The 12,677-nt window shown below is 62.6% G+C and carries 12 protein-coding genes; 4 read left to right on the plus strand and 8 right to left on the minus strand.

The genetic code is table 11. The features are described from left to right. The coding region (locus ACE039_RS12905; protein ID WP_485822551.1) for an aspartate aminotransferase family protein at positions 1-791 on the plus strand (791 nt) is incomplete at its 5' end. A 40-nt stretch (positions 792-831) separates the two neighbouring features. Here the strand turns inward: ACE039_RS12905 and pdxR are convergent. After that, positions 832-2,349 carry a MocR-like pyridoxine biosynthesis transcription factor PdxR gene (gene pdxR / locus ACE039_RS12910; protein ID WP_485822552.1) on the minus strand — a complete coding sequence of 506 codons (1,518 nt, stop codon included), beginning with the start codon at positions 2,347-2,349 and terminating at the stop codon, positions 832-834. A gap of 98 nt (positions 2,350-2,447) precedes the next feature. On the opposite strand from pdxR, the gene ACE039_RS12915 reads away from it, so the two are divergent. Next, a complete protein-coding gene (locus tag ACE039_RS12915) occupies positions 2,448-3,773 on the plus strand; it encodes an MFS transporter (RefSeq protein ID WP_485822553.1) in 1,326 nt (441 codons plus the stop codon). A gap of 127 nt (positions 3,774-3,900) precedes the next feature. On the opposite strand, the gene ACE039_RS12920 is transcribed toward ACE039_RS12915, so the two are convergent. Beyond that, on the minus strand, positions 3,901-4,794 hold the full coding sequence (locus tag ACE039_RS12920; RefSeq protein ID WP_448711784.1) for a LysR family transcriptional regulator: 894 nt from the start codon (positions 4,792-4,794) through the stop codon (positions 3,901-3,903). Between the two features lie 139 nt (positions 4,795-4,933). Here ACE039_RS12920 and argH point away from each other — a divergent pair, with 139 nt between their 5' ends. Beyond that, positions 4,934-6,460, plus strand: a complete 1,527-nt coding sequence (argH, locus tag ACE039_RS12925) for an argininosuccinate lyase (RefSeq protein ID WP_485822554.1) — start codon at positions 4,934-4,936, stop codon at positions 6,458-6,460. A gap of 47 nt (positions 6,461-6,507) precedes the next feature. Continuing rightward, on the plus strand, positions 6,508-7,467 hold the full coding sequence (locus tag ACE039_RS12930; RefSeq protein ID WP_485822555.1) for a Bug family tripartite tricarboxylate transporter substrate binding protein: 960 nt from the start codon (positions 6,508-6,510) through the stop codon (positions 7,465-7,467). Between the two features lie 76 nt (positions 7,468-7,543). On the opposite strand, the gene ACE039_RS12935 is transcribed toward ACE039_RS12930, so the two are convergent. The 6 genes from ACE039_RS12935 to urtB are packed head-to-tail and all read right to left on the minus strand — an operon-like array spanning position 7,544 to position 12,640. Continuing rightward, a complete protein-coding gene (locus ACE039_RS12935) occupies positions 7,544-7,876 on the minus strand; it encodes a zinc ribbon domain-containing protein (RefSeq protein WP_310033810.1) in 333 nt (110 codons plus the stop codon). 9 nt (positions 7,877-7,885) lie between these two features. Next, positions 7,886-9,115, minus strand: a complete 1,230-nt coding sequence (gene fmdA / locus ACE039_RS12940) for a formamidase (RefSeq protein WP_485822556.1) — start codon at positions 9,113-9,115, stop codon at positions 7,886-7,888. Between the two features lie 29 nt (positions 9,116-9,144). Next, positions 9,145-9,837 (minus strand): urea ABC transporter ATP-binding subunit UrtE, encoded by a 693-nt coding sequence (urtE, locus tag ACE039_RS12945; protein WP_105559006.1) that lies wholly within the window; start codon positions 9,835-9,837, stop codon positions 9,145-9,147. Between the two features lie 14 nt (positions 9,838-9,851). Beyond that, on the minus strand, positions 9,852-10,595 hold the full coding sequence (gene urtD / locus ACE039_RS12950; RefSeq protein WP_050448137.1) for an urea ABC transporter ATP-binding protein UrtD: 744 nt from the start codon (positions 10,593-10,595) through the stop codon (positions 9,852-9,854). Beyond that, positions 10,592-11,713 carry an urea ABC transporter permease subunit UrtC gene (urtC, locus tag ACE039_RS12955; protein WP_313456465.1) on the minus strand — a complete coding sequence of 374 codons (1,122 nt, stop codon included), beginning with the start codon at positions 11,711-11,713 and terminating at the stop codon, positions 10,592-10,594. The genes urtD and urtC overlap by 4 nt, the downstream gene beginning before the upstream one ends. Before the next feature lie 9 nt (positions 11,714-11,722). Then, positions 11,723-12,640, minus strand: a complete 918-nt coding sequence (urtB, locus tag ACE039_RS12960) for an urea ABC transporter permease subunit UrtB (RefSeq protein ID WP_105559008.1) — start codon at positions 12,638-12,640, stop codon at positions 11,723-11,725. Positions 12,641-12,677 lie beyond the last annotated feature (37 nt).

Below are 12,677 nucleotides of genomic sequence, written 5' to 3' on the forward strand. Positions count from 1 at the left end.
CCGTGGGCGCGCCGGACACGTACCTGCAGGATCCGGCGACCATCGGCGCCTGGTTCGCCGCGCAGGTGCAGGAAGCCATCGACGACATGTTGCGCCATGGCATACGGCCCGCGGCCTTGCTGGTGGACACGATATTCTCCAGCGACGGCGTCTATACCGACCCGGCAGGCTTTCTGGCGCCGGCCGTCGAGGCGATCCGCGCCGCCGGTGGGCTCTTTATCGCCGACGAAGTGCAGGCGGGCTTTGCGCGCACCGGCTCCTGCATGTGGGGATTCCAGCGCCACGGGCTGACGCCCGATATCGTCACGATGGGCAAGCCGATGGGCAATGGCCACCCGATCGCCGCGGTCGTGGCGCGTCCCGAGATCTTCGAACGCTTCGGCCGCGACGCCCGCTACTTCAATACCTTCGGCGGCAATCCGGTATCCAGCGCAGCCGCCCTGGCGACCCTGGACGTGATCCAGGACGAGGACCTGCAGGCGAACGCGGCGCGCACCGGCGCCTATCTGCGGGAGAAATTCCGCGAGCTGGGGCGCAAGCACGCATGGATCGGCGATGTGCGCGGCGATGGCCTGTTCATCGGGATAGAACTGGTCGCGGACCGCGGCGCGAAGGAGCCGGCCACGCAGGCGACGCACCGCTTCGTCAACCTGATGCGCGAGCGCCGCGTGCTCCTCAGCGCGACCGGGCTGCGCGGCAACGTCATCAAGCTGCGGCCGCAATTGCCGTTCAGCCTGGAGAATGCGGATCAGTTGCTGCAAGCCGCCGACGACGTGTTCACCGTGCTGTAGGCAGTGCCGGGCGCGTTGGCTGCTGAGCGCGCGACCGCGCTCAGGCAGGCACGGAGCGGCGGCGCCTCGGCTTGGGCTTGGGCGCGGCGGCGCTGGCGCGGTCCAGCGCACGCGCGAAACGTTCGACACCCGCCGGGATCTGCTGGCCGGGCACGCCACCATATCCCAGTACCACGGCATTGCGGTCGTCCTGGGCATGATCGGGCAGGAAATGCGGCAAGCCGACCACGATATTCTCGGCTTCCGCCTGCGCCACCAGGACGGAAGCTGACACGTCCGACAGCAAGCGCGCATACATGTGCAACCCCGCCTTGGCCTGTGACAGTTCGATCAGGCCGCCCACCTGCCGTCCCAGCTCATCGCGCAGCAGACGCTGCCGCTCGGCGTATTCCAGCCGCATGCGCTTGATGTTGTGCGAGAAATGTCCGTCGTTCATGAAGTCCGCCAACGCGGCCTGCAGATGCAGGTGTCCCGGGCGATAGATGCGGGCGCAAGCGTTGGAGAACGCGTGCGCGATGTGCTCGGGGACCACCATGTAGCTCATCCGCAGCCCGGCGAACATGGTCTTGCTGAACGTACCCATGTAGATGACACGGCCGTCGGTGTCCAGGCCCTGCAGCGACGGAATCGGCGCGCCGTCGTAGCGGAACTCGCTGTCGTAATCGTCTTCGATGATCCATAGACCGCCAGCGCGGGCGTTCTGCAGCAACTCCAGCCGCCGCGCGAGCGGCATCACCACGCCCGTGGGGTACTGGTGCGACGGACTGGTGATCAGCAACTTCGCGCGCTTTGGCACCTTGCTGGCGGAGAGGTTCACGCCGAAGCCATCGATGTTGGCCGGATGGACGCGGATCCCCGCTGCGGTCATCAGGGGCGGGAAGGCCCAGTGACAAGGGCTTTCCACCATCGCGGCATCGCCGGCGTCGGCCAGCAGGCGCGTGCAGAGGTCCACCGATTGATGGGTGCCCGCGGTAACGATGACCTGTTCGGGCCGGCATACGACCGACCGCGAAATGCGCAGGTAGTTCGCAATGGCCGCGCGCAGCGGAAGAAAGCCCGCGCCGTCCTTCGAGTAACCAGCCAGCGCCAAGTTGGATTTGCCCAGATGGCGCGACAACAACCGCTTCCAGATGTGAAAAGGGAAGAGACTCGCGTCGGCGATACCTGGCACGAAAGCGCCGGTGTGCTGCCCCAGGCCGCCGGTGCCGCCGCCAGTGACTTCGCCACGGGCGGAAAGACCCAGGCGCTGTCGTGCCAGGGTCTGCGGCGACATCGCCGCCAGCGGGCGCTCACCCGTGTGTTCGACAAAAGTGCCGCTGCCTTCGCGGGCGGTCAGATAGCTCTCGGAGATCAGTCGGTCGTAGGCCAGGGAAATCGTGATGCGCGAGATTCCCAGTTCCGCCGCCAGGGCCCGCGACGAAGGCAGGCGCTGTCCGGCGACCAGCGTGTGATCCAGCACGCCGCGGCGCACGATCTCGTAGATCTGCCGCTGCAGAGGTTGATCCGATTCGCGCGTGAGCGCGCCCGACAGTAGATCGGACAGCAGCACTTCTTTCATTAAAGTGGCCTTATAACGTTGGCATTTGTGGCTATACAAGATATAGCCAGTCGCTGCTATCGTCAACGCCAGCCATCAAGGCATACAAGGGGAATTACATGGACGGCAAGAGCAGCCGGCGCCAGCCGGTTCGCGCTGCTTCGGCAGCATTTTTCGGCACGATGATCGAGTGGTACGACTTCTACTGTTACGCCACCGCCGCGGCGCTGGTATTCGGTGACGTGTTTTTCGCGACCGACGATCCCTTCATGGGCACGCTGGCCTCGTTGGGCACGTTCGCCATCGGGTTCTTCGCGCGCCCGTTCGGCGCTTTGATCTTCGGTCATCTGGGCGACCGCGTGGGGCGCAAGCAGAGCCTGATCATCACCCTGGTGGTCATGGGTATCGCCACGACCCTGATCGGCCTGTTGCCGTCCTATCACTCCATCGGCCTGAGCGCCGTCATCCTGCTGGTGGCACTGCGTCTGGTGCAGGGCATCGCCGTCGGAGGAGAATGGGGCGGCGCGGTCCTAATTGCGGCCGAGCATGCGCCACCAAAATGGCGCACGCTGTTGGCGTCGGCGCCTCAGTATGGCAGTCCCATCGGGCTGATCTTGGCGACCGGCGTGTTTCGTCTCGTGTCGGAACTGCCCAAGGAGGATTTCCTGAGCTGGGGCTGGCGCCTGCCGTTCATCATCAGCGGCGCGTTGGTGCTGGTGGCGTTCATCATTCGCCGCGGCGTAAACGAGAGCCCTGAACTGGAAGACCGCCTGAAGCAAAAGCGCAAGGAGCACATTGCGCCCATCGGCCTGATCCTGCGCGAACGCAAGCGCGCGCTGGCGCTGGGAATAGGCCTATGCCTGCTAGGCATATCGGGCTTCTATTTCGTCACGACGCTGATGATTACCTACACCACTACCTACCTGAACATTACGCGCCCCCAGATCCTGGACGTGGTGACCTGGGCCGGCGTGGTCGAGCTGATCAGCTTTCCGCTCGCCTCGTACATCGCCATGAAGATCGGCGAGCGCCGCTTCCTGATTTGGGTAACGGCATTGTCGACGCTGTGGTCCGTGCCAATGATGATGCTCATCCTGACAGGCGACATCGGAAATATCGCGATCGGCATCCTGGTGGCCATCTTCCTGATCGGCGCGTACTACGCGGTGCTGGCGCCGTACTTGCCCAGGGCCTTTCCGGTCGAGATGCGCTACACCGGCATCTCGCTCAGCTTTCAGCTTTGCGGCGCGATTTTCGGCGGCACCACGCCGCTGGTGGGCCTCTGGGTGGCGCACAAGTTCGGCCTGAACTGGCCGCCCCTGGCGGTGATGTTCGCTATCATTGCCGGCGTGAACTTTCTCTGCGCGGTCTATTTGCCGACCGACGAGCGCCACGCAGCCCGTGCAACCGCCCGCAACCGCGGCCTGCACCCGCAACAGTTCTAACAAGAGCGCTGACACCGGGCGAAACGGCGCCCTGTCAAAAAAACAGGCCGTCAGCGACGGCCTGTTGAAGAATGACATTGTGGCTCGGGCGCCGGCCGTCGGCCACCAGCGCTTTAGCGACCAGAGCTCAGCTTTTTCGCTCCTGCAATCGCCAACACACCCGCCGCGCAATCTCCGCCACCATCATGCCTGCGCGCCCGACCGAATCCATGTGGTAGGACGCGACGTACTCATACTCCGGCAGCTGCACGTCGGACGTGATGACCCGAAGCGACTTTGCATGCTTGCCACCCGTCATGCAGGCTTCACTGATCACACCGATGCCCCAGCCTGCCTCGGTGATCCCCAGCAAGGCCTCCGTCGAGTTGGTTGAACTAAGCTTCACCGGCCACAGGCCGTTGTTGCGGAACAGTTCCTCGACGGACCCGTATGTCGCCGAATCCCGTGCGTAGGTCATGATCGGGTACGCCGCCAATTCCCGCAGTGACATCGTTTTCGGCAGACGCAGGGACCGGCTGGCAATCCACTGGTTCCGATACCGTACCAGCGGCAGGTTGCGCACCCCGGCACTCAGTGTGCTGCCCATGATGATCGCCAGGTCCAGTTCGCCCCGTTCCAGCAGATCGCGCAAACGCGGCGAGGTGTCGACGACCAGTTCGGCGGTCAGATGGGGCAGATCCCGGGCGATTTCTGAAAACAGGTCAACGATCCACGCGCTGACGATGGTGCCCGTAGCGCCGATTCGGACCTTTTGCATCTGGTTCTGCTGCCCGTCCGCCAACTGTTTGAAGCGGGTCGAGGTCTCCAGCATCTGTTCGGCCAGCTGCAAAAGCTGCATGCCCTTCGCCGTTAGTTGGACGTCGCCGCCACTGCGATCGATAAGCTGAGCACCTACCTCGCGTTCCAGCGCCACCAGCCGCATGGAGATCGCCGGCTGGGTGATGTACAGGCGATTCGCCGCCGCGCGAAAGCTCCGCAATGTCGCGATCGATACGAAGGCTTCAATCTGTCTCAACTCCATGCCACTTCCCCATCAATATTTCTTATCGGATCGTAGCATTTGAATCAATTGGACGGATGAGGACCCGCTACCTATATTGGCGTCAGCGAACAAGTATTGAGATACGCCCGCCTTTTTACCCACAGTGGCCGAGAGTTTGATGAACAGCACCCCCAACACCCTATCCAGCCGGACTCTGGCTGAAGCACGGCTCCAGTCCCCACCATCCCGGCTGATCGTGGAGTTCTACGAGAAGCCTCATCTTGAGCGAGAAGTCCGGCAGTTCGATGAGTATCTTCAGGTCGATATCGCCCACACGATCATGTTGGCGGAGCAGGGAATCCTTGGGCCCACTCACGCGCGAGTGATCCTGGAGGCCCTGGAAGAGATCGCTGCCTTGGGCGCCAGCCACTTCCCGATGGATCCGGCAAAGGGCAGTTTCTTGCTGCAGGTGGAGGCGTTCCTGTTCGATCGGGTGGGAGAGTCGATCGGCGGTCGTATGCATACGGGCCGCAGCCGCCTGGACCAGGGGCCAACGGTGCGCAGGCTGTATAAGCGACGCCATCTAGTCGAAGTGATGAATGACCTCATCGCACTACAGGAATCAATTCTCGATCTGGCGGCGCGCCATGACGACACGGTGATGCCCGGGTATACGTGCCTGCAGCACGCCCATCCGACCACATTCGGCCATTATCTGCTGTCGTTCTGCAGCAAGTTGGCCGACGACTTCGATCGACTGCGGGAGACTTATGCCAGGGTCAACCTGAGCCCACTGGGAGCCGCTGGCTTGGCCGGTACCGCCTGGCCGATCAATCGTGAACGCACGCGAGAACTGCTGGGGTTTGATGGGCTGGTTGTGAATTCAAAGCTGGCGCGCGAGGCCTACTACGCCGCCGAGATGGCAGGCGCGCTGTCGTTTGTGATGGCTACGCTCAACGACCTGGCAACGGATCTGCATGTGTGGTCCAGCCATGAGTTCGGCTTTGTGCAAACGGCGGATGAGTTCTGCGGCACGAGCTCCATCTTTCCTCAAAAGAAGAATCCTGCGGGGTTGGAGGCCGTGAAGTTTGCAGCAGGTGGATCGACGACGTGGCTTGCCACCGCGCTGGCCACATTCCGCGCAGAAGGGACGGGCGACGTGGTGATGCGCGAGGTGCCCATTCTTGATTCGGCGTTCACGGCTACCCAGGGCAGTCTGACGCTGATGGCGGCCATCGTGGCGACCCTGACGGTAAACGAGACCAGGATGGAGCACGTTGCCAACGAGAATTGGTCCACGGCCACCAACTTGGCCGATCAGATCGTGCGGGAAAGCGATTTGTCGTTTCGGGAGGCTCACAGCCTGGTGGCGCGCCTTGTACGCGAGTGCGTGGACCAGGGCATTCCAGTGGGTGGCGTCAACGCCGAATTGTTGCGCCATGCGGCCGTTGCGTTGGACCTTCCCACTCCAGGCCTGTCGACCGATGCAGTCCGCGGCTGCCTGGAGGCCCGCGCATTCGTGCAGACACGAACTTCCGCCGGTGGCACGGCCGCATCGCAGATAGACGAGCTTACGCAATCCGCACTCGCTACCGTCGCCGCACAGCGGACGTGGCTCAAGGCGTGCGAAGACAAGCTCGCCGCCGCCACGGCTGCCCGGGCGCAGGCCGTCGCGCAATGGTTGCGCCAGGAACGCCCTGCCTGATTTGCCTCACCAGATATTTCCTCCGTTCACCGCCAAGGAGCATCCCGATGTTCAAGAAAATCGCCCTGACCGCCATTGCATTGAGTTTCTGCATGACGGCCCATGCCGAGGTTTATCCGAGCAAACCTATCACCCTGGTCGTGCCGTTCGCGCCAGGCGGCACGGTCGACGTCATGGGCCGTTTGATCGCAGAGCGCCTGAGCGTTCACCTTGGCAAGCAGGTCATTGTCGAGAATCGGGCAGGAGCCGGCGGCGTCGTCGGCACGGGTTTTGTCGCCAAGGCGCCGGCAGATGGCTATACCCTGTTGGTGGGCACGCAAGGGCAAGTCATGCAGCCCTTGCTGTACAAAAAGCTGGCGTTCGACAGTAATAAGGACCTGGTAATGGCAGCGACGTTTGCCTCCGTACCCAACGTGCTCGCAGTCTCGAAAAACACGCCGGCCAACACGATGGCTGAATTCGTAGCGTATGCGAAAGCCCATCCAGACGCGATCAACATGGGATCGGCCGGGATAGGATCGATCAATCACCTGCTAGGTCAGATTTTCCAGGATCGCGCGAATGTCCGCCTCACGCATATTCCTTATAAAGGCGCGGCGCCGGCCACCACCGATTTGCAGGCAGGCCAGGTCAACGCGCTGTTCGTAAACCTGCCCAATGTGCTGCCGCTCGTCAACGCTGGCAGGGTCCGCCTTCTGGGCGTGGCGTCAGATAAGCGCGTCTCTGTCATTCCGGATGTGCCGACCTTTGCCGAAGGGGGAGTCGAGGATGTCGTGTTGGATTCCTGGTACGGCGTCATGGCTCCCAGCGGCACCCCCCGAGCGGTGTTGCAGACAATTCAGGATGGCGTGGTGGCGATCACCAAGGAACCGGAGTTCGTGGCCGCTCTGGCAAGACAAGGCGCCGTGCCGTTTGCCAGCAACCTGGAAGAATCCGCCAAGATCATGGCGGATGAGTTGAAGCTATGGACGCCCGTCATCCAGCACGCAAACATTCAGATGGACTAATTGGCAAGCAGACGGCAGCGGCCTGTCCGTCCAGCTTGCCAGCGCACTCGGAACCTGCGCCCGTCGCTGCCCGCTTTCAGTGACTGATCATCCACGGCCGGGCGCCGGCGAAGGTTTTGCCGCCGTCGGCGGTCTGGCGTGTTCGGCCCGTGGCTTTGGCGCCTGAGCAACAACCGCAACCCATGCCGTGGCCGCTGCGGGTGCTGCGAGGTTCATGGGCGGCGCGTTCGTTGACCGCGCGGGCTCGGTTCATTGCCGAGGACAGCGCCGAGACCGCTGGCGCGCCACTGACGAAGCGCTCGCAGGCGCCACCGCAATCGGGGCAAGGCGCGGGGTCACGCCATTGCGACAAGGGCCTCAGCACGGCGAACTCGCCGCAGTCCTGGCAGCGATAGTCATAGAGCGGCATGGCGGCTCCTCAAAGGTCTTTGGCGATGGGCATGTCCATGCCACGCGTTATCTGCGGTACGTCGCCCAGCGCGTTGGGCTGGATGTCGATGTCGAAGATCTCGGTCGGCAGCCACAACGTCGCGCAGGCATTGGGAATGTCCACCACGCCGCTGATATGGCCCTGCACCGGCGCCGTGCCCAGAATCGAGTACGCCTGCGCGCCTGAATAGCCAAACTTCTTCAGGTACTCAATGGCGTTCAGGCAGGCCTGGCGATAGGCGATGTGCACGTCCAGATAGTGCTGCTTGCCGCCTTCATCGACCGAAATGCCTTCGAAGATCAGATAGTCTTTGTAGTTGGGCGTGATGGGGCTGGGCTTGAAGATGGGATTGCGAATGCCGTACTTGGCCATGCCGCCCTTGATGAGCGACACCCGCATATGCACCCAGCCCGCCATTTCGATGGCGCCGCAGAAGGTGATCTCGCCATCGCCCTGCGAGAAGTGCAGGTCGCCCACCGACAGGCCGCCACCGTTGACGTAGACGGGAAAGAACACCCGCGAACCGCGCGACAGATCCTTGATGTCGCAATTGCCGCCGTGTTCGCGCGGCGGTACGGTGCGTGCGCCGGTGGCGGCAGCGCGATCCCGCTCGGCCCCCTTGAGCTTGCCCATGTGCGCCGTCTTGGGCGCCGGCGGATTGGCCAGGGGCGGAACGCGCTCGGGGTCGCTGTCTATCAGCTTCTGTTCACGCTCATTCCACGTGTCCAGCAGCGCCTGATCCGGCAGGCAGCCGATCAAGCCCGGATGGATAAGGCCGGCGAAGCGCACGCCAGGGATATGACGCGAGGTCGTGAACATGCCTTCAAAATCCCAGATCGACTTTTGCGCCGAGGGAAAGTGTTCGGTCAGAAATCCGCCGCCATTGGTCTTGCTGAAAAAGCCATTGAAGCCCCACAGGCTTTCCTGCTTGGCGCCGATATCCAGCAAGTCCACCACCAGCAGGTCACCGGGCTCGGCGCCTTCGACGCCGACCGGGCCGGACAGGAAGTGCACCGTGGACAGGTCCACATCGCGCACGTCAGAGGCATCGTCATCGTTCTTGATCGCGCCGCCCGTCCAGTCGTAGGTTTCCAGCACGAAATCATCGCCCGGCCTGACCCACGTCGCCATGGGAATATCGGGATGCCAGCGATTGTGCACGCCTTCGTTTTCGTAGGGGGATTGGGCCAGGTCGACCTTGATCAGGGTTTCAGGCATGTCATGCTCCTTTAAGATGGACAACGACTTCAGACAGACAGGTATTTGCTGATCGTCTTCTCGTCAACGCGCTCGCGCGGGTCTTCGTGCACGAAGCGGCCCTTGTCGATCACGATGAGCCGGTCGGCGATCTGCATGGTGAAACTCAAGACTTGTTCGGACACCACGATGGCCAGATTGCGCAGCTTGCGGATTTCCAGCAGGCTGCGGGCGATGTCCTTGATGATGGACGGCTGTATGCCTTCGGTGGGCTCGTCCAGCAGCAGCACGCGCGGGTTGGTGACCAGGGCGCGGGCAATGGCAAGCTGCTGTTGCTGCCCGCCCGACAGATCGCCGCCACGCCGGCCGCGCATGTCGTGCAACACCGGAAACAGGGCGTAGATGTCTTCCGGAATGGTGTCGCGTAGTGCCCGCCCGCGCATGCCGGTACGGATGTTCTCTTCAACGGTCAGCGTCGGGAAGATCATGCGGCCCTGCGGCACGTAAGCCACTCCGTTGCGCACGCGCTGATGGCTCTCCAGCCGTTCCAGCGCCTTGCCGTCCAACGAGATCGAGCCCTGCATAGTGGGCAGCAAGCCCATCATGGTTTTGAACAGCGTGGTCTTGCCCATGCCGTTTCGGCCCATCACGGCGACGATTTCACCGGACGCCACGGCCAGGTCGACACCATGGATAACTTTGCTTTGGCCATAGCCTGAAACCAGGCCAGCGATATTGAACATATTGCCTCCTGGCCTCAGTGGCCGAGATAGACTTCAACCACGCGCGGATCGGACTGCACCTTGTCCATGCTGCCCTCGGCCAGCACACGGCCCTGATGCAGCACCGTGACCTTGTGCGCGATGTTCTTCACGAATTCCATGTCGTGCTCGATCACGATGAGCGATCGATTGCGGCTGATTCGATTGAGCAATTCGGCGGTGCGCTCACGCTCGGACACGCTCATGCCGGCCACCGGTTCGTCCAGCATCATCAGCTCGGGCTCCTGCATCAGCAGCATGCCAATTTCCAGCCATTGCTTCTGGCCGTGCGAGAGCAACTCCGCCGAGCGGTCCAGATGATCGGCAAGAAAAATCTCTTCGGCCACCTGCTCGACCCGTTCGATCACGGCCGCACTACGCCGGAAGGTCAGCGCGCCAAACACGCTGCGCCCGGCCGGGAACGACACTTCCAGGTTTTCGCGAACGGACAGGGTTTCGTAGATAGAGGGGGTCTGGAATTTGCGGCCCACGCCGGCGCGCACGATTTCATACTCGGCCAGGCCGGTCAGCTCGGTGTCCTTGAAGCGGATGGAGCCGGCGGTGGCCTTGGTGCGGCCGCAGATCAGATCCAGCAGCGTGGTCTTGCCGGCGCCATTGGGGCCGATGATCACGCGCAGCTCTCCCTGATCGACATACAGGTTGAGGTCGTTGACGGCGACAAAGCCGTTGAACGAGACGGTCAGGCCTTCGACGTACAACGCGAACTCGGACGGGTTCATGCGGCCTCCGTGGCGCCATCCGCCTGCCGGCGCGATGCTTTGCGCGCCAGGCGTTTTTGGGCATATTGGTGATACAGACCAGCCAGCCCGTTGGGGAAGGCCATCACGACGGCAATGAACAGGCCGCCCATCAGGAACAGCCACAGCTGCGGGAATGCCTCGGAGAAATAGCTTTTACCGAAGTTGACCAGCAGCGTGCCGTAGACCGCGCCCAGCAGGGACAGGCGGCCGCCAACCGCGGCGAAGATCACCATTTCAATGGAGGGCACGATACCCACGAAGGAAGGCGACATGAAACCGACCTGCAAGGTGAACATGGCCCCCCCGATGGCCGAGAACACGGCGGCCACGCAGAAGACAAAGACCTTGAAACTGGCGACGTCATAGCCCGAGAAGCGCACCCGCTCTTCTTTGTCGCGCATGGCCATCAAGAGCTTGCCCAGCTTGGACGAAAGCAGGTAGCGGCCGAACAGGATGCAGGCAAACAGCAGCACGCCATTGATGAAATACAGCACCAGCCGGGCGCTGTCGGTGCGGATATCCCAGCCCAGCAGCGTCTTCAGATCGGTGATGCCATTGACGCCGCCGGTCCAGCCTTGCTGGCCGATGATAAGCACCGACAGAATCAGGGCCACGGCCTGCGTCACGATGGCGAAATAGGTGTCGCCCACGCGGCGCTTGAACATGGCCACACCCAGAATCAAGGCCAGCAGGCAAGGCAGCACCGGCACCGCCATCAAGGTGAACCAGAAGCTTTTGAACGGCACCCAGAGCCAGGGAAGCGAGGTCAGTTGGTTCCAGTCCATGAAGTCGGGAATGCCGGGCGTGGACTGAATCTTGGTGGCCTCCGGCGTCGAAGCTTCCAGCTTCAGGAACATGGCCATGCAGTAACCGCCCAAGCCGAAAAACACCCCCTGGCCCAGGCTCAGGATGCCGCCATAGCCCCAGCACAGCACCAGGCCCAGCGCGACAAAGGCATAGGACAGGTATTTGCCGATGAGATTGAGCCGGAAGACGTCCAGACCTAGCGGAAACACCACAAAGAGCAGCAGCGCCAGAATCACCAGCCCGGCCAGCCCTTCGCGCCCACCCACGACATTGCGAAAGAATTTCTGCATGATGCGCCCCTACTTGCGTACCTTGATGCTGAACAGGCCTTGCGGGCGCAGCATCAGAATGATCACGATGGCCGACAGGGTCAGCACTTTTGCCATCGACCCCGTCATGAAGAACTCCGAGATCGATTGCGTCTGCGCAATGACGAAGGCCGACGCGATGGTGCCGAACAGGCTGGCCGCGCCGCCAAACACCACCGTCAGGAAGGTGTCGACGATGTAGAGCGAGCCGCTGGTCGGGCCGGTGGAACCGATGGTCGTGAAGGCCGCGCCGGCAATACCGGCAATACCGCAACCCAGCGAAAACGTCACGCGGTCCACGCGCTTCGTATCGATGCCGACCGCGCCGCTCATGGCGCGGTTTTGCACCGTGGCGCGCACATGCAGGCCCCAGGTCGAGCGGAACAATGCCAAGAGCAGCCCGCCGGTGAGCAGGATGCTGATGGACATGACGAACAGGCCGTTGATGGGGATGTCCACGCCGTCCAGCGGCTGCCAGGAACCCATCAGCCAGTCGGGCAGCGTGGGGCTGACTTCACGCGGGCCGAACAGCGAGCGCAGCGTTTGCTGCAACACCAGCGACAAGCCCCAGGTCGCCAGCAGCGTGTCCAGTGGCCGGCGGTAGAGATGACGGATCATCAGCCACTCGACCAGCCAGCCCAGGCCGAAAGTCACGGCAAAGGCCAACAGGATGGCGATGAAGAAGTAGGCCGGCATCAAGCCGGGCGCGTACTGCTGGACCAGTTCGGAACAGAGATAGGTGCAATAGGCGCCCACCGCCAGGAACTCGCCATGGGCCATGTTGATGACGCCCATCTGGCCAAAGATGATCGCCAGGCCCAAGGCCATCAGCAACAGCACGCTGAAGACCGATAAACCGTTGAAGCCCTGCATCAGCAGGATGGCCCCGAGTTCGGAAAAGGATTCCATGGATGGCTCCCGGCAGTGAAATGGGCGCCGCGCGCCG

The sequence above is a fragment of the Achromobacter maghribensis genome (assembly GCF_057334215.1).